This is a genomic window from Breznakia sp. PF5-3 (assembly GCF_029504745.1).
Taxonomy (GTDB): Bacteria; Bacillota_I; Bacilli_A; order Erysipelotrichales; family Erysipelotrichaceae; genus Breznakia.
The window spans coordinates 41,510-62,304 of the sequence record NZ_JAQFIQ010000006.1 but is presented as its reverse complement, the minus strand read 5'-3'; the positions used below and the strand labels follow the sequence as shown (position 1 = coordinate 62,304).

25 protein-coding genes and 6 tRNA genes are annotated in these 20,795 nt (G+C 32.0%); 22 read left to right on the top strand and 9 right to left on the bottom strand.

Features of this window, described 5'->3' with window-relative positions; all coding sequences use genetic code 11:
* Nucleotides 1-56 precede the first annotated feature (56 nt).
* A complete protein-coding gene (locus tag M2475_RS02645; protein WP_277489412.1) occupies nucleotides 57-1,052 on the top strand; it encodes a C45 family peptidase in 996 nt (331 codons plus the stop codon).
* Between the two features lie 34 nt (nucleotides 1,053-1,086).
* On the opposite strand, the gene M2475_RS02640 is transcribed toward M2475_RS02645, so the two are convergent.
* Together M2475_RS02640 and trpB are read right to left on the bottom strand one after the other, a co-directional pair.
* Nucleotides 1,087-2,286, bottom strand: coding sequence for a YdcF family protein (locus M2475_RS02640; RefSeq protein WP_277489411.1), 1,200 nt, complete (start codon nucleotides 2,284-2,286; stop codon nucleotides 1,087-1,089).
* A gap of 220 nt (nucleotides 2,287-2,506) precedes the next feature.
* Nucleotides 2,507-3,661: a tryptophan synthase subunit beta gene (trpB, locus tag M2475_RS02635; RefSeq protein ID WP_277489409.1), complete on the bottom strand. Its 1,155-nt coding sequence runs from the start codon at nucleotides 3,659-3,661 to the stop codon at nucleotides 2,507-2,509.
* A gap of 405 nt (nucleotides 3,662-4,066) precedes the next feature.
* Here trpB and M2475_RS02630 point away from each other — a divergent pair, with 405 nt between their 5' ends.
* Nucleotides 4,067-4,519 (top strand): GNAT family N-acetyltransferase, encoded by a 453-nt coding sequence (locus M2475_RS02630; protein ID WP_277489408.1) that lies wholly within the window; start codon nucleotides 4,067-4,069, stop codon nucleotides 4,517-4,519.
* Between the two features lie 27 nt (nucleotides 4,520-4,546).
* Nucleotides 4,547-5,290 carry a YdcF family protein gene (locus M2475_RS02625; RefSeq protein ID WP_277489407.1) on the top strand — a complete coding sequence of 248 codons (744 nt, stop codon included), beginning with the start codon at nucleotides 4,547-4,549 and terminating at the stop codon, nucleotides 5,288-5,290.
* Between the two features lie 7 nt (nucleotides 5,291-5,297).
* Here the strand turns inward: M2475_RS02625 and M2475_RS02620 are convergent, their stop codons facing one another.
* A complete protein-coding gene (locus M2475_RS02620; protein ID WP_277489405.1) occupies nucleotides 5,298-6,329 on the bottom strand; it encodes a YeiH family protein in 1,032 nt (343 codons plus the stop codon).
* A 132-nt stretch (nucleotides 6,330-6,461) separates the two neighbouring features.
* Here M2475_RS02620 and M2475_RS02615 point away from each other — a divergent pair, with 132 nt between their 5' ends.
* The 14 genes from M2475_RS02615 to M2475_RS02550 all read left to right on the top strand — a co-directional run bounded on the left by M2475_RS02615 (nucleotide 6,462) and on the right by M2475_RS02550 (nucleotide 15,870).
* The gene (locus M2475_RS02615) at nucleotides 6,462-7,349 is read left to right on the top strand and encodes a LysR family transcriptional regulator (RefSeq protein ID WP_277489403.1); all 888 of its coding nucleotides are present in this window, start codon (nucleotides 6,462-6,464) and stop codon (nucleotides 7,347-7,349) included.
* A gap of 127 nt (nucleotides 7,350-7,476) precedes the next feature.
* Nucleotides 7,477-7,776 carry a rhodanese-like domain-containing protein gene (locus tag M2475_RS02610; protein ID WP_277489399.1) on the top strand — a complete coding sequence of 100 codons (300 nt, stop codon included), beginning with the start codon at nucleotides 7,477-7,479 and terminating at the stop codon, nucleotides 7,774-7,776.
* Between the two features lie 29 nt (nucleotides 7,777-7,805).
* Nucleotides 7,806-8,054: a metal-sensing transcriptional repressor gene (locus M2475_RS02605; protein ID WP_277489398.1), complete on the top strand. Its 249-nt coding sequence runs from the start codon at nucleotides 7,806-7,808 to the stop codon at nucleotides 8,052-8,054.
* 35 nt (nucleotides 8,055-8,089) lie between these two features.
* Nucleotides 8,090-9,754, top strand: a complete 1,665-nt coding sequence (locus M2475_RS02600; protein WP_277489397.1) for an FAD-dependent oxidoreductase — start codon at nucleotides 8,090-8,092, stop codon at nucleotides 9,752-9,754.
* 77 nt (nucleotides 9,755-9,831) lie between these two features.
* On the top strand, nucleotides 9,832-10,053 hold the full coding sequence (locus M2475_RS02595) for a 4Fe-4S binding protein (protein ID WP_277489396.1): 222 nt from the start codon (nucleotides 9,832-9,834) through the stop codon (nucleotides 10,051-10,053).
* Nucleotides 10,034-10,609, top strand: coding sequence for a 4Fe-4S binding protein (locus tag M2475_RS02590; RefSeq protein ID WP_277489395.1), 576 nt, complete (start codon nucleotides 10,034-10,036; stop codon nucleotides 10,607-10,609). Before M2475_RS02595 ends, M2475_RS02590 begins: the two co-directional genes overlap by 20 nt.
* Before the next feature lie 90 nt (nucleotides 10,610-10,699).
* A complete protein-coding gene (locus M2475_RS02585; RefSeq protein WP_277489394.1) occupies nucleotides 10,700-11,608 on the top strand; it encodes an NAD(P)/FAD-dependent oxidoreductase in 909 nt (302 codons plus the stop codon).
* Between the two features lie 112 nt (nucleotides 11,609-11,720).
* Nucleotides 11,721-12,062: a DUF134 domain-containing protein gene (locus M2475_RS02580; protein WP_277489393.1), complete on the top strand. Its 342-nt coding sequence runs from the start codon at nucleotides 11,721-11,723 to the stop codon at nucleotides 12,060-12,062.
* Between the two features lie 34 nt (nucleotides 12,063-12,096).
* On the top strand, nucleotides 12,097-12,456 hold the full coding sequence (locus M2475_RS02575) for a NifB/NifX family molybdenum-iron cluster-binding protein (RefSeq protein ID WP_277489392.1): 360 nt from the start codon (nucleotides 12,097-12,099) through the stop codon (nucleotides 12,454-12,456).
* Nucleotides 12,444-12,755, top strand: a complete 312-nt coding sequence (locus tag M2475_RS02570; protein WP_277489390.1) for a hypothetical protein — start codon at nucleotides 12,444-12,446, stop codon at nucleotides 12,753-12,755. The genes M2475_RS02575 and M2475_RS02570 overlap by 13 nt, the downstream gene beginning before the upstream one ends.
* Before the next feature lie 349 nt (nucleotides 12,756-13,104).
* The gene (locus M2475_RS02565; RefSeq protein ID WP_277489389.1) at nucleotides 13,105-13,452 is read left to right on the top strand and encodes a hypothetical protein; all 348 of its coding nucleotides are present in this window, start codon (nucleotides 13,105-13,107) and stop codon (nucleotides 13,450-13,452) included.
* A complete protein-coding gene (locus M2475_RS02560) occupies nucleotides 13,442-14,830 on the top strand; it encodes a T7SS effector LXG polymorphic toxin (protein ID WP_277489388.1) in 1,389 nt (462 codons plus the stop codon). The genes M2475_RS02565 and M2475_RS02560 overlap by 11 nt, the downstream gene beginning before the upstream one ends.
* 16 nt (nucleotides 14,831-14,846) lie before the next feature.
* Nucleotides 14,847-15,656, top strand: coding sequence for a hypothetical protein (locus M2475_RS02555; protein ID WP_277489387.1), 810 nt, complete (start codon nucleotides 14,847-14,849; stop codon nucleotides 15,654-15,656).
* A 70-nt stretch (nucleotides 15,657-15,726) separates the two neighbouring features.
* Nucleotides 15,727-15,870, top strand: a complete 144-nt coding sequence (locus M2475_RS02550) for a hypothetical protein (RefSeq protein WP_277489385.1) — start codon at nucleotides 15,727-15,729, stop codon at nucleotides 15,868-15,870.
* Nucleotides 15,871-15,930: 60 nt separating this feature from the next.
* On the opposite strand, the gene M2475_RS02545 is transcribed toward M2475_RS02550, so the two are convergent.
* The 6 genes from M2475_RS02545 to M2475_RS02520 form a co-directional block, all read right to left on the bottom strand.
* Nucleotides 15,931-16,004, bottom strand: a tRNA-Gly gene (locus tag M2475_RS02545).
* A gap of 13 nt (nucleotides 16,005-16,017) precedes the next feature.
* Nucleotides 16,018-16,093: transfer RNA gene (locus tag M2475_RS02540), tRNA-Lys, on the bottom strand.
* Nucleotides 16,094-16,106: 13 nt separating this feature from the next.
* Nucleotides 16,107-16,182 (bottom strand) — tRNA-Gln (locus M2475_RS02535).
* A gap of 9 nt (nucleotides 16,183-16,191) precedes the next feature.
* Nucleotides 16,192-16,275 (bottom strand) — tRNA-Tyr (locus tag M2475_RS02530).
* Nucleotides 16,276-16,285: 10 nt separating this feature from the next.
* A tRNA-Thr gene (locus tag M2475_RS02525) sits at nucleotides 16,286-16,362 on the bottom strand.
* 4 nt (nucleotides 16,363-16,366) lie between these two features.
* Nucleotides 16,367-16,442, bottom strand: a tRNA-Val gene (locus M2475_RS02520).
* A gap of 234 nt (nucleotides 16,443-16,676) precedes the next feature.
* Here M2475_RS02520 and M2475_RS02515 point away from each other — a divergent pair.
* Genes M2475_RS02515 through M2475_RS02495 form a run of 5 tightly spaced genes read left to right on the top strand, consistent with a single transcriptional unit; the run spans nucleotide 16,677 to nucleotide 20,607 of the window.
* A complete protein-coding gene (locus M2475_RS02515) occupies nucleotides 16,677-17,102 on the top strand; it encodes a hypothetical protein (RefSeq protein WP_277489384.1) in 426 nt (141 codons plus the stop codon).
* 9 nt (nucleotides 17,103-17,111) lie between these two features.
* Nucleotides 17,112-18,224 carry an alanine racemase gene (gene alr, locus M2475_RS02510; protein WP_277489382.1) on the top strand — a complete coding sequence of 371 codons (1,113 nt, stop codon included), beginning with the start codon at nucleotides 17,112-17,114 and terminating at the stop codon, nucleotides 18,222-18,224.
* 51 nt (nucleotides 18,225-18,275) lie between these two features.
* Entirely contained in the window at nucleotides 18,276-19,451 is a 1,176-nt protein-coding gene (locus tag M2475_RS02505) for an AI-2E family transporter (protein WP_277489381.1), read from the top strand.
* Complete coding sequence (locus M2475_RS02500; protein ID WP_277489380.1) at nucleotides 19,448-20,023, top strand: transporter accessory protein; 576 nt, start codon at nucleotides 19,448-19,450, stop codon at nucleotides 20,021-20,023. The genes M2475_RS02505 and M2475_RS02500 overlap by 4 nt, the downstream gene beginning before the upstream one ends.
* On the top strand, nucleotides 20,020-20,607 hold the full coding sequence (locus tag M2475_RS02495; RefSeq protein ID WP_277489379.1) for a thermonuclease family protein: 588 nt from the start codon (nucleotides 20,020-20,022) through the stop codon (nucleotides 20,605-20,607). The genes M2475_RS02500 and M2475_RS02495 overlap by 4 nt, the downstream gene beginning before the upstream one ends.
* The last annotated feature ends 188 nt before the right edge of the window (nucleotides 20,608-20,795 follow it).

The window sequence follows — 20,795 nt, the reverse complement described above, 5'->3', positions numbered from 1 at the left end:
TAGTTGTTTACTTAAAATTTTTATTGTGTTAATTTGAATTGGAAAGGAAGTGAATTATGTATCATCCAAGATTTAAAGGTAGTTATTATGAAGCAGGTTTTAAGTTTGGTTCGATGATGAAAAAGAATGGTGTAGATGTTTTCAAATTTGCTAAACAACCTGAAGAGCAATTGAAGTTTGGTATACAATGTATAGAAGTATGTAAGAAGTGGTATCCAGCAATTTTAGAAGAAATGCAAGGAATTGCGGATGGCTTAGAAATGAGTTTTGAAAAACTAGCGGCATGGCTTTTTTGTATTTATTGTTACACTCAAGATAATTGGTGTACATGTATAGCTTGTAAAGATGATGATCATATCTTCTTTGCACGCAATAGTGATTTTATGAGTGTTGTTAAAGATTTAACAATTAGTGCATATTATCGATTGGATAATGCTTATTCATTTATTGGGAATACAACAGCATTTGTTCAAATGGAAGATGGAGTAAATGAACATGGATTGGCAGTGGGGTTGAATTTTATTGTTCCTAAGGTGATAGCTCCAGGATTAAATGCAGGAATCTTAGTAAGAATGATTTTAGAAAAATGCAAGACTACAAAAGAAGCAATAGAACTCCTTAAGCAAGTTCCACATTCCTCTTCACATAGTTTGTTGATTGCGGATGCAAGTGGGGATATGGTAGTAGCAGAGTGCAATGCAAAGGAAGTGGTATTTAGAGGCTATGATGATAATTTTGTTGTATCAACAAATGATTTTAAAACGCCTACAATGAAGAAATACAAAGTGAGTGATGTTCCTGATACGATTCATTCACAAGAACGGTATTCTGTTGCAATGAATGCATTGGCAAAACATACATATTCTTTATCGTTTGTTCAAGATTTGTTGGCGGGGAAGTATGGATTTATGTGTCAATATGAAACTCCTGATATATTTGATACAATCTGGGCTTCTGTATATGATTTGAAAAATGGTAAACACTATCGTTGTGAGGGGAATCCTTCAAGGAATATGTTTAAAGAAGATGTGAGAATGAAAAAAAGCAGTTAGTTTGGAATTTTATTCCAACTAGCTGCTTTTTATATTATATATTTTGACGACGTTTTAAAATTGCTACAATGCTAATAAGTGATAATGTAAATAGTGCAGTTAGTGGCGCATAGTTTGTTGTATCGCCAGTAGCTGGTGCTTTCGCATTAACTGTTGTTGTCGCTTTCGCTTTAACTTTTACATTAAAAGTTGCACGTTTTGTTACGTTGTTTTCTATATATTCTGCACTCACTGTTTGTGTACCTAGTTTATTAGGGTCATACCCAGTTATTGTGGCTAATGAAGTAATATCACGTTGGTAATTTTCGATATCATATGTAGCAGTTACTTTGATATTTAATGGACTACCAAGTATGTAATCTTTATCGCCTTTAATTGCTATACTTTGTAATATAGATGTTGCAGGTAGTGATTGCATTAATGACATTAAGTTAGCATTCACATCACCGCCAGCAATTAGTGATAAGCTATAAGCTTTACTAGTCATTGGTTCTTCTGTTTTATCACTACGATACCAACCAGCATTTCCATTACCAATTATTTCAATTGGTGTTTTTCCATATATTTTTGCTGATTGCATTGCTTGTGTGTAATATAAGATGCTAGCTCTTTTTAAATGGTATTGACTTGTAATGATGGAAACAGTTTTAACATTGTAATTATTATATAGTTTATCAAAACTAAACAACGCATTCTCAGCTGTATTCCTCGATTGGTTTTCAACGATAATGCGATTATCATCAATACCTTCAGCAACTAGCCAGTCGTGCATAAGATCGCCTTCCGTGTTACCATGTTTTTCAACTCCACCTGTAACAAGGATATAAGAATTAGGATATTTTAGAGCACTAGCTTTTGCTACTTCTAAACGTCCTATAAGTTCTGGTTCCATTTGACCGGTATCATTATTTAAAGCAAAACCTAAAACTACAAATGCATGTGTAGAATCATTTGGTAGTGAATCTGGAGCAACACCAACATTTTCTACCATATCACTTTCAATCCAATACCAATAATCCATAACATCTCTCCATTTATTATATTCTTCTGATGAAATGCCTTTTATTTTATCTAAAATACGTAATTCATCTGTTTCTGCCCCATTTGCATGATAATAGATAAGCTCTGCGATATATTGATCCAAAGTTGCATCAGCATGGACCGTAATCATTAAATTAGAACATATGCTTAAAGATAAAATAGTTGATAATACAATCTTAATAATTTTCTTCATATTTCTTCCAGCCTTTCTTTATAAGTTCTTTTTAACAAAGCAATTCTTTTGGTTTTATTTTTTACCTCCTTTCTAATAAAAAAGCCAACATAAAACACCCTGAACAATTTTAGAGTATTTTATATTAGCTTGTTTTCAACAATCTAACATCATCTGGTTCCTAATTCAATATTATCACTTTGTCTTGTTGAAGACAATGAAATTTGTGAATTTTATTATTTTAATCTTGGTAGTTTAAGATTGTAGAAACATCCTTATCACCCCTACCAGATAGGGAAACGACAATACTATCATCTGGTTTATACTTTTTGGCAATCTTCTTGGTATAGGCAAGGGCATGGCTACTTTCTAGAGCTGGAATAATGCCTTCACTTTTACACAAGTCTTTAAAACCTTCAATGGCTTCTTTGTCAGTAACAGAATCATAATGAACAAGGTTTTCATTATAATAGTGAGCATGCTCTGGACCAATCCCAGGATAATCAAGTCCAGATGAAATAGAATATGCTTCTGCTATTTCACCATTCTCATTGGTCATGGCATATGTTTTCATACCATGTATAATACCAATATTATTGTTGGCAATCGCTGAAGCATGCATCTTGCTTTCAATGCCATATCCTGCACCTTCAACACCGTAAATATCAAGTTTATCATGGATAAATCCTGAGAACATTCCAATTGAATTACTACCTCCTCCAACACAAGCAACAACTGCTTTAGGCAAGGTGTTTTCCATCGCTAAAATTTGTTTTCTTGTTTCTTCGCCGATAACCTGTTGAAAGTATTTTACCATTTGTGGGTATGGATGTGGACCAACAGCAGAACCAATTAAATAATATACATCATCATGGTCTAATAAATATTGAAAGGCTACATCCACTGCTTCTTTTAGTGTTTTTGATCCTTCTGTGACAGAAATCACCTCAGCTCCTAATAGTTTTATCTTTTCAACATTTACACTTTGTTTACGCATATCTTCTTCACCCATAAAGATTGTACATTTAAGATTGAACATCGCACATACGGTGGCAGTGGCAACACCATGTTGCCCAGCACCTGTTTCAGCAATGATATGAGTCTTGTTTAATCTTTTGGCTAGTAATACTTGTCCAATAGCATTGTTTATTTTATGGGACCCTGTATGGTTTAAATCTTCTCGTTTTAAATAAATTTTTGCACCCCCATAAAGACGACTTAAATTCTTAGCGTAATACAATGGGGAAGGTCTACCAACATAATTTTTTAAATAGTATATAAATTCTTGTTTGTAATCTTCATCTTGTATTGCTTGGTTAAATTCATGTTCAATTTCATCTAATCTTTTTAAAAGTTCTTGTGGCACATATTGTCCACCAAAAATGCCATAGTTCATATTTTATTTCTCCTTTTCTATGTTGTTTGTATGCCTTCCAATCCCAATCAGCTTCCATTCGTACCACCTCCTTAAAATAAAAAAACTTGTCCCAATAAAGGACAAGTTATACTTGTTAAGCCACCATGACGTAAAACGTCTTTTATCGTGTACTATCATACACGTTTACTGTTAACGGGGTAAATCCGTCGATGCCTACTTTCAAAATTTCGGATCGCTCTCATTGGTCCATTCAGAATAAATTAGGATATTGCTTTTCCACCGTCCGCAATTCTCTATAATCTTCATTTAAACTTACTACTCCAAATCATTGATTTTATTTTTAATAATACTAGCATGGTTGAAGGAGGTTGTCAAAACAAAGTTTAATGATATACTAGAAGAAATGAAAAAGGGGATTTTTGTATGCATATTATTTCAATAAGAGAACAACAAACATATGCCTTGGAAGCTATCCGTTATTTTCAAGCAAAATGGGGAGATATAGTAGATGAAAAAGTTTATGAAGACAGTATTCTCAAAAGCTTACAAGCAACTTCAAATTTGCCGCAATGGTATTTACTTTTTGATTCTAATACTATTGCTGGTTGTGCAGGTTTGATTGAAAATGATTTTATCAATCGGACAGATTTAAAACCATGGCTTTGTGCTTTGTATGTTGAAGAAAATTATCGTGGTAATCGATATGCAAAACTTTTGATTGATAAAATTAAAGATGATACGAAGCAAATGGGATATGAACGTTTATATTTATGTAGTGATCATATTGGATATTATGAACAATATGGATTTACTTATATTGGCGATGGTGAGCATCCAGATGGAGAAACATCAAGGATTTATGAAGTTGAAATATAATAACAATAGAAATAATGGAGATGTAATATGAATAATTTTCAAAAGATGAAGTATGGGTTATATTTTTTTACAGGTGTTTTTTGTATCGTTAATCTGTTTCTTTGGTGGAATCTATTTACGATTTTATTATGTATAGGTGGTATTTTGTTGTGTGCATATTCTTTTGTATGTTTCCGTCAACAGCAAAACATTTTAGCGAAATTACCAAAACCTTTTCAATACGTTTGTCGGGTGTGTGTTACAACCTTTATTGTTAGTTTTCTACTTATTGAAACACTTGTAATTATTAATGGTGTAAAAAAGGATGATGTGAAACCGGATTATATTGTTGTGTTGGGGGCTGCAATTAAAGGAGACCAACCTAGTAAAGCTTTACGTTATCGATTAGAGGAGGCGTATGATTGTTATATACAATACCCTAATGTAAAGATCATTTGTAGTGGTGGAAAAGCGAGTGATAAAAAGTATAGCGAAGCAGAAGTAATGAAAAAATATCTTGTTAAGTTAGGGGTTTCAAAGAAACAAATTTTATTAGAAGATAATTCTTTTTCAACTTATGAAAATTTGAGGAATTCATATGCATTAGTTGATAATAAAGATGCATCTTTTCTGATTGTTACTAATAATTTCCATGCATTTCGAGCAAAATATATCGCCAATAAAATAGGGATGAAAGCATATTGTTCTCCATCCCAAAAGTTATATAAAGGGTTCACTGCAAATTATATAAGAGAATATTTTTCTGTACTTAAAGCAGTATTTCTGAATTGATAAAATGTTACCAAATGTTCATCATATATTGCATCACTAAGGAAACGATAGTTATTCCAATCCAACAAGACATACCTAATAGGATGGGGCGAATACCACTCTTAATTAGTTTTACAACATCGGTATTAAAACCAATTGCACCCATTGCCATGATGATGAAGAATTTAGATAAGAATTTCATTGGTACGAAAACATCTTCACTAATACCAGCTGATGTAGCGATGGTAGTAAGGAAACTGGCGAAGATGAAAAGTAAGATAAAGAAGGGAAAAGCATTTTTAATAGATGCTTTTTTTTCATTGGTTGCTTCCGTATTTTTACTTCTTCTGAAAGCTAAAAATAAAGTTATAGGAATGATTGCAAGGGTTCTAGTAAGTTTTACAGTAATAGCTTTATCTAATGTTTGACTTCCAAGATTATGCATGGAATCCCATGTAGATGCTGAAGCGCTGACCGAAGAGGTGTCGTTTACGGCTGTTCCAGCAAAGACACCAAAGGCATCACCTGAGGAGGTAGAGAAGCCGATGGCATTCCCTAACATAGGGAAAATAAGTGCAGCGATTATATTGAAAAGAAAAATAACAGAGATTGCTTGTGCGATTTCCTCTTCATCAGCATCGATTACAGGAGCTGTAGCAGCAATTGCTGATCCTCCACATATAGAGGAACCAACACCAATAAGGGTAGATATTTTTTTAGGGATTTTCATTGTCCGATGCAATACATATGCAATCACCAAGGAAGTAGAAATTGTACAAATAATAATTGGTAAAGATTGTTTGCCGGTTTGAACAACAACCTCCAGATTCATCCCAAAACCTAATAATATTACAGCGTATTGTAGTATTTTTTTAGATGTATATTTAACGCCATCATGTAATGAATTTTTATTCTTTATGAAAATAGCTAAAATCATTCCACTAACAATGGCGATAACTGGACCACCAATAATAGGGAATTGATTACCTAGAAAATAAGACGGAATTGCTAATGCAAGACAGAAAAGGATTCCTTGCCAATTGTTTGAAATGAGTTTCATAAAATACCTCCACATTATGAATGTATGCCCTTTTACTATATACATGTATAATCATTTTGTAAAATTATAATAATTGATATAATCATAAATATTTGTTATGGTTAGCATAATAATCAATATATGGAGGTAATGATGTTAGATTTTCGAATGGAAACCTTTTTAAAGGTTTGTGAGTATATGAATTTTACCCATGCTGCTAAGGTGTTAAATCTTACTCAGCCTGCTGTTTCTCAGCATATTCGATATTTAGAAAAGGAATATGAGACACTACTTTTTATTCGTGATAAAAAGAAATTGCTACTTACTCCTGCTGGTGAAATATTACGTTCTACCTTAGAAACGATGCGAAATGATGAAAATACGTTAAAACAACGTATGAAAGTTAGTCTTGATGGGAAAAAGACATTAACATTTGGTGTTACAATGACAATAGGGGAATATACAATTGTACCTGCTTTGGCTAATTTTATTAAAATGCACCCCAATGTAGATATTAGAGTACGATATGCAAATACACAAACTTTGCTTTCTTATTTGCGTCATGGGGAAATTGATTTTGCAATTGTAGAAGGATATTTTAATAGTAATGACTATAATGCACAAATATATAAGAGTGAGGAGTATATTGCAATAGCAGCAAAAGATCATATGTTTGAAAAACCAATTCATTATTTAAAAGATCTTGTTTCAGAGCGTTTGCTTGTTCGTGAACATGGTTCAGGGACAAGGGCAATATTGTCAAAAACCTTGGCAATTAAAAATATGTCAATAGATGATTTTAAGCATAAAGTAGAAATAGGCAATATACATACAATTGTAAATCTTTTATGCCAGGATTGTGGAATAGCCTTTTTGTATAAATCAGCAGTGGAAGAAGAATTGAAAAATGGGACATTGAGAAAGATACCACTATCGGATTTTGTAGTTATTCATGATTTTACATTTTTGTGGAATAAAGATAGTGCTTTTTCGACAGAATATGAAACGATTTTCGAAGCGTTAAAATTATATACAAAATAGAAAGTGGAAGTAACCATAATATTGTGGTTGCTTTTTTTGTAATATTAAGTGCATCTTAATTTACACGAACAAAGAAAGACGATAGAATAACATTAATAATACCCCCTAGGGTATAAAGGAGATAAGTATGTTTTTTTCAAAAATAAAGTCGATAAGTGCAGTGAAATTGCAAGAATTGGTAGAACAAGGAGACAAGACCACAATTTTAGATGTAAGAGAGAAGGATGAGTTTAAAGATGGACACATCAAGAGTGCAATTAATGCACCGTTGTCTAATATTGAAAATACTAAGTTAAAAGGAACTACATATGTAATTTGTCAATCAGGAATGCGAAGCAAACAGGCATGTCACTATTTATCTAAACAAGGATATGATGTGATTAATGTGAGTGGAGGAATGAGTAGTTGGCGAGGGAAGATAGTATAAGGTTTATGAACAGATAAGGAGGTATCTAGATGAAATGCAGTAGTGATATTAGCAATCGAATAAAACGAAGCGAAGGGCAACTTCGAGGTATTTTGAAAATGATTGAAGATGAAAAAGGTTGTAAAGAGGTTGTTACGCAATTGAGTGCTGTGCGTTCTAGTATTGATCGTATCATTGCATTAATTGTTGTTAATAATTTAAAAGAATTGTATGAGAGTGAAGAATATAGTGATAAAGAAATTGAACAAGCTGTAGATTTATTGATGAAATCAAGATAATGGCGAAATAAAATAGAAATATTGTGAGGAAAAGTATGAAAATATTAATAGTTGGTGGTGTTGCTGGAGGTGCTTCAGCAGCTGCAAGATTGAGAAGATTATCAAAAGATGATGAAATTATTATGTTTGAAAAAGATGAATATATTTCATTTGCAAACTGTGGGTTACCATATTATATAGGTGGAGTAATAAAAGAAAGAGATAAATTATTAGTTCAAACAGTAGAAGGAATGACTACGCGTTTTGATTTAGATATTCGTAATTTCCAAGAAGTTACAGAAATTCATCGCGAACAGAAAAATGTAACTGTATATAATCATAAGACAAAAGAAACATATATAGAATCTTATGATCGTTTGATTTTATCACCAGGTGCTAACCCGATTTGGCCTAATTTAGAAGGTATGGAAGAAGCGGAAAATGTGTTGAAGTTACGCAACCTTCCGGATACGGATAAAATTAAAGAAGTAGTAAGACATAACCCTAAGCAAGCAGTTATTGTTGGTGGTGGCTTTATTGGTGTTGAGATGGCAGAAAATTTACATCATTTGGGTATTGAAGTAACGCTTGTTGATTTAGCGAATCAAGTACTTACACCATTTGATGAAGAAATGGCTGCGATTTTGCAAAATGAAATGATCAGAAAAGGTGTTAAATTAAAACTTGGTGTAGGATTAAAAGGCTTTGCTAATAATGGAAAAACGGTGTTATTAGATAATGGAGAAATGCTAGAATCGGATCTTACTATTCTTGCAATTGGAGTATCTCCAGCTTCTAAATTAGCAGAGCAAGCAAATCTTGAATTGGGTATAAGAAAAGCAATTGTGGTAAATGAACATTTACAAACATCAGATCCTAATATTTATGCAGTTGGAGATGTGATTCAAGTGAATCATTTAGTTTCACAAACGCCAACATACATTCCATTAGCGTGGCCAGCGAATCGTCAAGGGCGATTAGTAGCAGATCACATAAATGGAAAGGAAATTGATTATCAAGGTTCTTTGGGCTCAAGTGTAGCAAAGGTTTTTGATATGGTAGCAGCTTCTACAGGACTTAATGAAGTGATGGCAAACAATTTAGGTATTCCTGTTTCTACTACCATTGTTCATCGTTCAAATCATGCAGGATATTATCCAAATGCAAAAAACTTAACTTTGAAAGTTGTCTATAATAAAGATACTTTAGATATTTTAGGAGCACAAGGAATTGGTTACGAAGGAACAGAAAAACGAATAGATGTTATAGCGACAGCAATTATTGGAAAATTAAAAGTAACAGATTTAGCAAAATTAGAACTATGCTATGCTCCGCCATTCTCAAGTGCAAAAGATCCTGTAAACATTTTAGGATATGCAGCAAGTCATGAAATTGATGGATTATATAAGACAATGAAATCACAAGATGTAGACAATAGAGAAAAGGATGTTATTTTATTGGACGTTCGTACAGATTCAGAATATCAAGGTGGTCATATAGAAGGTGCTATAAACATTGAACTTGACACATTGCGTCATAATATAGATAAATTATCAAAAGATAAAAATACACCAATCGTTGTATATTGTAAAGTAGGTCAGCGAGCACACTATGCATTGTGTTTATTACACCAGTTAGGGTATTCAAATTTATACAATTTACTTGGTGGATATTTAACGTATGATGAATGGAAACGTTCTAAAAGCGTAGAAGAAAAGTAAGGGTATAAAATATGTAAGAGATATAATAACACTCTTACATATTTTGTATATGGATAAGATTATAAAGGAGTATTTATATGATAAAACGAAAAAAGGCACAAATTGGTAAAGCTTGTGTAGCTTGTGGTAATTGTGTGAAGTATTGTCCAGTTGGAGCAATTATAATACACAAGGGATTGTATGCACAAGTGGATGAAAACAAATGTGTGGGATGTGGAAAGTGTGCTAAGGTTTGTCCTGCTGATGTGATTGAAATTGTGATGAGGGAGGTAGAGGGACATGAAAAAGCATTGGTATGAGTATCTTTGGGTGGTATCTTTGGTATATCTAATTCTTGGTTTTTTTAATATCTTATTTGCTTGGCTTGGTTTACTTTGCTTTAGTATTCCATTGTTGATCTCAATTTTTGGTGGGGATAAAGCTTATTGTAATAAGTATTGCGGGAGAGGACAATTATTAGAAATTTTAGGAGAAAAATATGGCTTATCACAAAGAAAAATATCACCAAAAATTTTGCGTACAAAATGGTTTCGCTATGGTTTTTTAGTCTTTTTTATGTCAATGTTTCTATTGATGATTTGGAATACCTATTTAGTTTTTGCAGGTGCTTCACTAAAAGAGGTAGTTACGTTAATGTGGGTATTTAAATTACCTTGGTGGTGGAGTAATACGTCAATTGTTAGCAATTGGGTAGCTCAATTTGCTTTTGGTTTTTATAGTGTAATGTTGACATCAACAATACTAGGAATCGTGAGCATGTTCTTGTTTAAGCCACGATCATGGTGTGTATATTGTCCAATGGGGACAATGACCCAAGCTATATGTCAACTAAAGCATAAGAAGGACAATGGGTAAGCGTGTAGCTTAATTGATTTATCACTTTACTTTCTAATTGTGTAAGAAAGAGCGTATACTGTATATAGAATAAAGAGAAGGAGATTTTATATGTACGATATAATAGTTGTTGGAGCAGGTGTTGCTGGAATGTCTAGTGCAATCTATGCAAAGAGTAGAGGAAAAAATGTTCTGTTGATAGAAAAAGAATCCTTTGTTGGAGGAACGATTCAAAATATTTCAACGGTAACTCATTATGCAGGTGTTTTAAATGATGAATCTGGTCCAGAATTAGCAAAGCGCATTTGGAAGCAAGTAAAAGAGATGGATATAGAAATTGTACAAGGGAATATACTAGATGCAAATTTATCAGGTGATACAAAAGAAATACGTACCGATAAAGATTGTTATCAAGCTAAGGTGGTTATTATAGCTACAGGTACAATTCAAAACGAATTGTCTAATATTAATAAGAGCAAATTTAAATATCCGATAGCATTGCATAATTCTTTTGAACAAGTAGAACAATACAAAGACAAGTGTGTTTGTGTTGTAGGAGGTTCTGATGGAGCTGCTAAAGAGGCGTTGTATTTAGCAAAGAAAACTAAAAAAGTATATATGATTATTTTAGAAAAAGAATTATCTTGTATTGAACAATTTAAAAACCCTATTATGAATTCAAACACGATTGAAGTAATTACTGATAGTTCATTATCTGAGGTAGATAATTATGAGCGATTAGAGTCTATTAAAGTAATAAATAACAGCAATAAAGAAGAAAGAATAATTCCTTTATCTGGAGGTCAAATATTTATTTATATCGGCTCTCATCCAAGTACACAGTGGTGTAAAGAAATAGAATTAGAAAATGGATACATTAAGACAAACACAAATATGGAAACCAACCTTCCAAATGTCTATGCTGTTGGAGATGTTCGAGTAAAAAAAGTTCGTCAAATATCAACTGCTGTTGCTGATGGTACAATAGCAGGAATTCAAGCGACTATGAAAATAAAATAGTATTGATTGTTATTTATAAACACTCTACTAAATGATAGAGTGTTTTATTTTTTATCCATTATTGACATATGTCGATAATGGGCGTATTATGCAATAGAAAAGAGGTGAAGCTTTGCCAAGACCACAAAAAGGAAGAAACGTGTGCCATTTACCAAAACATAACTGTTTTCATTCTCAAACAAGAAACGATATAAATAAAATTATTTTAAGTGTTGATGAATATGAGGTAATACGATTGATTGACTTAGAAGGTCTAAATCAACAGGAATGTTCAAAACAGATGGGAGTAGCACGTACAACAGTCCAAGCAATTTATGCAAGGAGTAGAAAGAAAATAGCTTCCTTCTTAGTACATGGAGATACATTGCTCATAGAAGGAGGAGAGTATAAAATCTGTGGGGAATGTAATCATAAAAAGAAATGTTGCAAGAGGGGAACATGTAGTAAGGAATAAGCATTGAATTAGAAATAATAAAGGAGAAAAGAAAATGAAATTAGCAGTTACTTATGATGAAGGAAATGTGTTTCAACACTTTGGAAAGACTACACAGTTTAAAATCTTTGAGATAAGAGATAATAAAATTGTTGATAGTGAATGTATTGGTACAAATGGCCAAGGGCATGGAAGTTTAGGGAAGTTTTTGAAAGATCAAGGCATTGATGCACTTATCTGTGGTGGCATAGGTGCAGGAGCAAGAGAAATATTAAAAGAAAATAATATTGCTATATATGGAAGTGTGCAAGGAAAAGTGGATGAAGTAGTGCAAAAGTTTTTATCTCATTCATTAATATATAGCACAGATGCTTCATGTAACCATCATGGTGATGATCATAAATGTCATCATTAAATATTCTAAAAAGTATAAAAAAACTTAACATATTTGGAAAAGGATATTTCTATGATACACTTTGTGGCTTAACTTTTAAGATAATATCACCGAAGTCATTTTACCAAATCAATCATGAACAATGTGAAAAACTATATGATAAAGCATTGTCTTTATTAGAATTAAAAGGTGATGAAGTAATTGTTGATACATATTGTGGTATTAGAACGATTAGTTTATTAGCTGCTCAAAAAACAAAGGTGTATTTGTACTCCTTTGTTTTTTTAGAAATAATATCTGAAAGAACTACAAGGAATTGATTGAATTTTCAAATGGAAGGGGAACGCTAATTTAAATGGTTACGTCATAAGTGTATAAAGGAAGTGAAAATATGATGTTAAAATCTAGTTTAGATATTGTCAACACGAGAGTAACAATATTACATAAGATTCAATCTAAAGTATGTAAAATAAACAATTCAATACAAGTATCTAAAAGTACTCTACAATCAATATTATAATCAGTATCATGTGAAAATGATACTTTTTCTATATTATCTGATTTGGAATCTCATCTGCAAAAGGATGTTGATTATTTCTTAATTATGGCAAAATCATTTGACAATGTTGATAAAAAGATGGCAAAGACAATACGAGAAGTAAAATAACTATGAATAATGAATTTAATAAACAATTAGAGGATATAGAAATTAAAAGATATCGGAACAAACAAAAGTTTAAGCAAATAGAATCTACAGGAGAAGCAATATATTGTCATACACAAGAAACGAATAATGTATTAGCTTTAGTATTTGAAGGGTATCAAGGAGATAGAGCCAATACCTTTTATGGTAAAAAGGAAGAGCTGTATAAAAATGTATTAATTAAAAACAATGAATATATAGAGTTTGAAAAAGAAGCGTATAAAAAAATGAATAGAGTATTAAATGAACAGGAAGAAGAAGCAGTGTATTGGCAAAGGAAGAAAAGAATAGAGGGAGAAGGAAATGATTATTGATGCAAATGAGATGCATATTATGATGGAAGGTATGAATCACAATATGCAAAATAAAATAGAGGATATTGAAGAATTAAAACAAGAAATCATAGGGTTGATTAATGAGGAGCAATTACAAGGAAAAGCATATGATAATGGAAAAGAATATTTTCAGATGGTATGGCTTCCATTGTTAGAAGGAATACAAAATATGTGTTCTTCTACAATCCATGCAAATAGTCGATATATGAATGAATTTCATAATCAAGTAGATGGGTCGCATACAGCGTATATTGATACTGATTATTTATATGAAGGAATTGAAAGGTTTAATAGATTAAGAGAAATAATGGAATATGAGATAGGTATACAGCCTTGGATGGATATGGAGTTATATGAAACAAGGGATTTGCAAGATATGATAGAGAGGTTGTATAATTTTGATATTGAAGCAGAGGGATATTATGATGAAGCTAGATATTATTACAATCAGGTGAAGCAAGGAATGAATATGTTATCAAAAGGTACATGGGATGAAAAAAGTGGAAGCTTTAAAATAGATATCAAGCAGATGAGTTGGGTTGGAAATATCATATCAAAAACAAGTAAGAAAAAAGAAAAGGATAAAGGTTTAGAAATAGGAAAAATATTTGAAGTGCTTAAAAAAAGATTTTTGGAAAGTATCCAAACGAAACAGGATAAACTAGTAGATGAATATTGGAATGCTGATGAGATACGAAAAAAGGAAATTATAGAGGAATTACATAAATTGACAAAGAGCAAACAAGGTTTTGTAGATTACACAATTTATGTAGATTGTTGGCAATTGACATTATTGGGATGGAATAAGACAAGAGATGGAAAAGATGTTGTAACTGAAGAATTTCTTTATGATTTAAATAAAGCGTTAGAAGATTATAATATTACTACTCCTGAGCGGATAAAGCATTTTATAGCGCAAGCTACAAAAGAAACTGGTGGAGGAAGAGATATGGTAGAGTGGGATGGTAATAATTCAAATGCTTTTGATAAATATGAACCAGGTACATTTAGTGGCGGACAATTAGGTAATACACAACCAGGTGATGGTAGCAAATATCGAGGTGCTGGAGGGCTCCAATTAACCGGACGTTGTAATTATAAAGCCTTTGCAGCATATTTAAAAGAAATATATCAAATAGATGATCCAGAAATAGTAAATCAAGGCTATCAGTATGTCGCAGATAATTATCCATGGCAATCAGCAGGATGGTTTTGGAAATACCGTGAAATTAATGCAGTTATTGACACTGGTGGTAGTGTTGAGGATGTACTGGCATTAATCAACCCATGGGATAATGAAGAATCTCTAAATGATAGAAAACAATACTATGATGAAGCATCGAAATATTTTGATTAAAGAAAAGAGGATAAAAATGAAAGAAAATATTAAGATTATAATTTTAATACTTATGTCTTGTTGTTTTTTTGTGGGGTGTGTTAATACTAATAAAAAAGAAACTACGGAAAATAATCCAGTTATAAAAGATAAAAACACGCAAAAAAATAGTGATCATATTTTATATTCTGATGCTTATAATGATATTGGTATTAATGAGGTCATTTATGTTAATGAAATTTTGAGTATATATACAGATGAACCTACAATTAACATAAAATACCCTAGTATTAATCAATTACACAATAAAGATATTGAGAATAAAATTAATAATGAAATAGAAATGTTACTTTTAGCTGATATAAATGGAAATGAACTTTATAAAAAAGATAATATTTCTCTTGGTATAGATTATGAATGGAATATGCGTGGAAAGATTTTCAGTATAAAATTTACAGCAGTAGAAATAGTCGATAGAAATGTTTCAGGGCATCCTACATTTAGTTTGAATTATAATTTAGCCACAGGTGAAAGGTTGTGTTTGAAAGATGTCTATAATATAGATCAAGAGTTAGTTGACTTTGTTTTTGACAAATCAAGATTTCTAACTAAGGAGAGTGGAGCAAGAGAGGACTTTATGAATGAGTATGGGGATAATCTTTTGTATGCTTTAAAAAATGCAGATACAGCATTTTATAAGAATTATAATGATGTAGATCAACCTGTATATTCTTATTTTAAAAAAGATTCACTTTTACTCTTGGTATATAATGGTTATTCTTCAGCAAATGGTGGATATTATTATATTGATATCGCTTATGAAGAATTACAAAAATTCGAAAAGTAAGTTTTAAGCATTGAATAATATAAGAATAGGAGATGTTTATGATTTCTTGATCATATTAAGAGAAATATTAATGGAAAACAATATAGCCATATATAGAAGTGTGCAAGGAAAAACAGATGAAGTAGTGCAAAAGCTTTTATCTCATTCATTAATATATATAGCACGGATGTTTCCATGTAACCATCATGGTGATGATCATAAATGTCATCATTAAGTATTCTAAAAAGCATAAAAAAACTTAACACATTTGAGTGTTAAGTTTTTGTTTTACATTTGGAGCGGGTGATGAGAATCGAACTCACGTAGTCAGCTTGGAAGGCTGAAGTTCTACCATTAAACTACACCCGCAAAAATAAATAAATGGTGACCCGTGGGCGATTCGAACGCCCGACCCTTTGATTAAAAGTCAAATGCTCTACCATCTGAGCTAACGGGTCACATATAAGAAATTGGCTGGGGTAACTGGATTCGAACCAGTGAAATGCCAGAGTCAAAGTCTGGTGCCTTACCGCTTGGCTATACCCCAAGAAAGTAATGGTGGGGGGGGACAGATTCGAACTGTCGAACCCTAAGGAACTGAGTTACAGTCAGCCGCGTTTAGCCACTTCGCTACCCCCCCACAAAAAAAATGGTGCCGACTATAGGAATTGAACCCACAACCTACTGATTACAAGTCAGTTGCTCTACCAGATTGAGCTAAGTCGGCATAATGGTGGAGGTTAACGGGCTCGAACCGCTGACCCTCTGCTTGTAAGGCAGATGCTCTCCCAACTGAGCTAAACCTCCGTGTTATTTTCTTGGTGGATATATTATCCAGCGCCTTTATATACTATCATTTGTAGAAAATGATGTCAACCATTTTTTGAATATTTCTTGGAAATTATTCAGAAAAATTTAAACATCATTTTTTGTGTATTATTAATAAGGAAAACTGTTGAATATTTTTGTAATGAATTTTGCTTTGGAAATTTTTCAATTGTTTTTCTTTTATGCTATACTACTTATTAGTGGAGGTAGATTATGAATATTTTTAATCCTAATAATTTAAGAAATAAGCAACGTTTCCCAGTTGCAGTAGCAGCAGGCGTTATCACAGCGATTTTATGTGCAATTGTGATAGGGCTTATCACTTCTGGGACAGGATGGTACTATTCTTTGCTTTATATTGCTGCAGGATATGCAATTGGTTATGCAATTAAATACTTTGGACGTGGTGTTGATAAAAAGTTTTCAATTTTAAGTGTAGCTTGTTTTATTTTATGTGTGTTCTTAGGAGATTTTGTTGCATTTACACACCAGCTATCAGTTTTTTCACTTAACTATTTACCATATAGTATAGAAAGTACATTCCGTAGTTTATTTCAATTGGATGTGATGGGAATGATTCATTTGATAATGATTGTTTATGCAGGGTATATTTCATATTATATGGCTAAAATTGTATAGGTGTTATCTATGATATATCGTGGAACATATAGTGAAATCGATTTAGATAACTTTAAAGATAATATTGAGACAATGCAAAAGCATACACGGAAGAAAGTTTTTTGTGTATGTAAAGCAAATGCATATTCACATGGTGATTATTATATTGCCAAGACGGCTGTAGAAAATGGTTGCCCATATGTATGTGTTTCTTCTTTTGATGAAGCACTTTCTTTACGTCACCAGGGATTTCATAGTGATATTTTAATTCTTGGATATATTGATCATGATTGTGTTGCGCAAGTGATTGAACAAGATCTAACAATCAGCGTGTTTTCTTTATCGTGGATTGAAAAGCTAGAGACGTTAAAACTAGATTTTGAGAAATTACGTGTACATATAAAAGTGGATACAGGTATGAATCGAATAGGTTTTAAAAAAGTAGATGAAGTACAAGCAGCTTTAGCAAAGCTCTTGGTATTAAAAATTCAAGTAGAAGGGATTTATACACATTTTCATAGTGCTGATAATAAAGATAAAACTGCTTGTGAAATTCAAATGAATTGGTTTTATAATATTGTTGATTGTTTAGCGCATGATTTCTTATGGATTCATACGGCGAATAGCGATGCTAGTTTATCGGTTGTAGATAAGCGTAGCAATGCAGTAAGAGTAGGATTAGCCTTATATGGAATCAAGAGTGTAGATAGTAAGGAATTGTTAAAGCCAGTATTATCTCTCTACTCAACAATTACGCATATTAAAGAAGTAAAGAAAGGTGAAACCATTAGTTATGGAGCTACCTATGAATGTTATAAAGATTGTATTATCGCTACATTACCAATTGGTTATGGGGATGGATTTATTAGGAAAAATCAAGGACGTTTTGTATGTATAGATACACATCCATATGAAATCGTTGGTCGAATTTGCATGGATCAGATGATGATTATGGTTGATCAGATGTATCCTATTGGTGAAAAGGTGGAAATCATTGGGGAACATATACCTTTAGTAAAGGTAGCGAAAGAATTAGATATGCTTTCTTATGAAGTGCTATGTTTATTGAATGATCGAATTACGAAAGTAATTAAAGAAAACGGAAAACCAATTGCAGTGATTAATAATCGAATGATGAAATAGGTTTCATAATAGAAGAAAAACATATATAATAAATATATAAAGAGGTATGGAATGAAAAAATTTTTAAGTGAAAATAAAAATATAATTTTTGTTTGTACATATGTTATTGTTTTATTAGCCGTAATGTTGAATTATAAAGTAATCATTGATTATACAATGCTTATCTTAGGGCTTTTAAAACCACTTTTTTATGCAATCGCAATTGCATTTGTATTGAATATCCCAATGCGAAGAATTGAACAGGGGTTAAATAAAATATTGCGAAATAATAAATTTCTCTTACGGTTCATTCGAACAATTTCTATTTTGTTGACCTTAATTTTTGCGACAATTCTTTTATATTTATTGGTGATGATTATTATTCCAAAGGTTTCAGAAAGTATGGTTGAAGTATTCAAAGGATTCCCACAACTTGTAAATTCGTGGATTCGTTCTGTGAATAAAATATTTGATGATTTTAATATTAATTTCCGTTTGCAAGATATTGCATATATAAAGGAATTACAAGATATGTCATGGCAGCAAATATTTGAAAAAGGTATTACATTCTTTGGGGATATTACAGCTGGTGTGATAAGGAATGCGATGGAGTTTACGAATGCTTTCTTCCAATGGTTCTTAGCTTTTTGTTTGAGCATTTATTTATTGGCAGGAAAAGAAAAATTTATTTATCAAATTCGTAAGGTGATTTTGGCTTGCTTTAATTTAAAACATAGTCATAAGATTTTCCGAATTGGTGAAAAAGCGAATTACATGTTTACAAAATTTGTTGGTGGTCAATTGGTTGATTGTGCAATCAAGGGAATTATGTTCTATATTGTATTTATCATTCTTGACTTCCCACTCCCAGAATTATTGGCAACGACGATTACGGTATGTAGTATCGTTCCTGTTTTTGGTCCAATATTTGCAATGTTGATAGATTTTGTTTTGATTTTTGCTTTTGATCCATTGCAAGGGATATGGTTTATTGTGATTTTCCAAATTCTGTCGAATTTAGAAAGTCAAATCATATATCCAAAGATTGTTGGGAAAAGTATTGGCTTGCCAGGAATTTGGGTTCTTTTATCAATCTTCGTTTTAGGTGATTTATTTGGTGTAGCTGGTATGTTATTAGCTGTACCATGTACTGCCTTGGCATATGAATTATTTGGCGAGTATATTGATAATCGATTAAAGAAAAAAGATATTAAAGTAATTGTAAATGATTCAGGAGATTTAAAATGAAAAAAATAGGAATTGTATTGTTTGGCATTTGTTTATTGCTAGCAGGGTGTAATGACAATAAAGAAAAAGAAAATACGAATGTTTGTGGAGTAGATTGTGAGAAAGCAGATATGGAAGGATATGATAATTTCATGGATGGTGATCATGTCTTTTTAGAGGTTACGTTTGATGAAGCAAACACGTTTATAAAAGATAAAGAGTTTTCAGGAATTATTTATTTTGGATATGCAACATGCCCTTGGTGTATTGAAGCAGTTCCAATCATGAATGAGGTAGCCAAAGCACAAGAAACTAATATCTATTATGTAAATAAAAAAAGTGAAGCAAATGAAGCACATCCTGAGTGGCTAAAAGAGACAACTAAATTGTTGGATAAAGCATATGGATTAGATGAAAATGATGGTGAAACATATTTATATGTGCCGGAGGTTATTATAATCAAAGAAGGTAAAATTGTTGCACACCATATGGGGACATTGGATGATCATGATGCTACTGAAAGAAAAATGACGGATAAAGAACAAGAAGAACTACAAAAGATTTATGAGGAGCTGTTTGAGAAGTTAAAATGAGAAAATTAATATGTATTTGTTGTTTGTTGATGATGACAACCAATATTCAAGCAAATGATCAAGAAACTGTTTCATTAAGTAGGTGTATTGATGGCGATACAGCTGCTTTTCTTGTGAATGGAAAAGAAGAAAAAGTACGTTTTCTAGCGATTAATGCACCTGAATATACGAAAAAAAAGGAGCGTTATGGTAAAGAATCCAGTGCTTATGTTTGCGATAAATTAGAAGCAGCAGAAGCAATTAGTTTGGAGTATGAACCAAGTAATAAACGAGATAAATATGATCGTCTTCTCGCTTGGGTGTTTGTAGATGGGGAATTATTACAGGAAGAATTGGTAGAAGAAGGGTTGGCAGAAGTCAAATACATTTATGGTGATTATGCTTATACAGATATGCTTTATGAAAAAGAAGCGGTTGCGAAAAAGCAAAAACTAAATATGTGGAGTGATGAAGAAGATGATCCATGGTATTATATTACTATTGCAGGAATAATTGTGTTAATGATTCTTGTTGTTTTATTTAAGCAAAAAGGCAAAAAAAGAAGCCTAAATAGGCTTTCTAAGGAATTGAAGAAAAGAATATAAAAAAAGATTCAATTGAATCTTTTTTTTGAGGGAAAAGTTAGATAAGAAGAAAAGATTATTTTAGGGAGAGAGAAAGAAACTTATCTAACTGCTTATAGTATAGTTTGCTTGTGTGTTGGTTTTGTGAACACCATTTGAATAGTAGTTGAAACTAAAAAAAGGACTTACGTCCTTTTTTTAGGGTGTAA

Bases quoted from the DNA above. Each gene is read 5' to 3' on its own strand.
- M2475_RS02610 (WP_277489399.1), top strand. From the start codon at position 7,477: ATGTTTTTTTCAAAAATAAAGTCGATAAGTGCAGTGAAATTGCAAGAA.
- M2475_RS02550 (WP_277489385.1), top strand. From the start codon at position 15,727: ATGGAAAACAATATAGCCATATATAGAAGTGTGCAAGGAAAAACAGAT.
- M2475_RS02625 (WP_277489407.1), top strand. From the start codon at position 4,547: ATGAATAATTTTCAAAAGATGAAGTATGGGTTATATTTTTTTACAGGT.
- trpB (WP_277489409.1), bottom strand. From the start codon at position 3,661: ATGAACTATGGCATTTTTGGTGGACAATATGTGCCACAAGAACTTTTA.
- M2475_RS02495 (WP_277489379.1), top strand. From the start codon at position 20,020: ATGAGAAAATTAATATGTATTTGTTGTTTGTTGATGATGACAACCAAT.
- M2475_RS02605 (WP_277489398.1), top strand. From the start codon at position 7,806: ATGAAATGCAGTAGTGATATTAGCAATCGAATAAAACGAAGCGAAGGG.
- M2475_RS02640 (WP_277489411.1), bottom strand. From the start codon at position 2,286: ATGAAGAAAATTATTAAGATTGTATTATCAACTATTTTATCTTTAAGC.
- M2475_RS02565 (WP_277489389.1), top strand. From the start codon at position 13,105: ATGAATAATGAATTTAATAAACAATTAGAGGATATAGAAATTAAAAGA.
- M2475_RS02585 (WP_277489394.1), top strand. From the start codon at position 10,700: ATGTACGATATAATAGTTGTTGGAGCAGGTGTTGCTGGAATGTCTAGT.
- M2475_RS02505 (WP_277489381.1), top strand. From the start codon at position 18,276: ATGAAAAAATTTTTAAGTGAAAATAAAAATATAATTTTTGTTTGTACA.
- M2475_RS02615 (WP_277489403.1), top strand. From the start codon at position 6,462: ATGTTAGATTTTCGAATGGAAACCTTTTTAAAGGTTTGTGAGTATATG.
- M2475_RS02595 (WP_277489396.1), top strand. From the start codon at position 9,832: ATGATAAAACGAAAAAAGGCACAAATTGGTAAAGCTTGTGTAGCTTGT.
- M2475_RS02590 (WP_277489395.1), top strand. From the start codon at position 10,034: ATGAAAAAGCATTGGTATGAGTATCTTTGGGTGGTATCTTTGGTATAT.
- alr (WP_277489382.1), top strand. From the start codon at position 17,112: ATGATATATCGTGGAACATATAGTGAAATCGATTTAGATAACTTTAAA.
- M2475_RS02575 (WP_277489392.1), top strand. From the start codon at position 12,097: ATGAAATTAGCAGTTACTTATGATGAAGGAAATGTGTTTCAACACTTT.
- M2475_RS02570 (WP_277489390.1), top strand. From the start codon at position 12,444: ATGTCATCATTAAATATTCTAAAAAGTATAAAAAAACTTAACATATTT.
- M2475_RS02515 (WP_277489384.1), top strand. From the start codon at position 16,677: ATGAATATTTTTAATCCTAATAATTTAAGAAATAAGCAACGTTTCCCA.
- M2475_RS02645 (WP_277489412.1), top strand. From the start codon at position 57: ATGTATCATCCAAGATTTAAAGGTAGTTATTATGAAGCAGGTTTTAAG.
- M2475_RS02560 (WP_277489388.1), top strand. From the start codon at position 13,442: ATGATTATTGATGCAAATGAGATGCATATTATGATGGAAGGTATGAAT.
- M2475_RS02555 (WP_277489387.1), top strand. From the start codon at position 14,847: ATGAAAGAAAATATTAAGATTATAATTTTAATACTTATGTCTTGTTGT.
- M2475_RS02620 (WP_277489405.1), bottom strand. From the start codon at position 6,329: ATGAAACTCATTTCAAACAATTGGCAAGGAATCCTTTTCTGTCTTGCA.
- M2475_RS02600 (WP_277489397.1), top strand. From the start codon at position 8,090: ATGAAAATATTAATAGTTGGTGGTGTTGCTGGAGGTGCTTCAGCAGCT.
- M2475_RS02630 (WP_277489408.1), top strand. From the start codon at position 4,067: ATGCATATTATTTCAATAAGAGAACAACAAACATATGCCTTGGAAGCT.
- M2475_RS02500 (WP_277489380.1), top strand. From the start codon at position 19,448: ATGAAAAAAATAGGAATTGTATTGTTTGGCATTTGTTTATTGCTAGCA.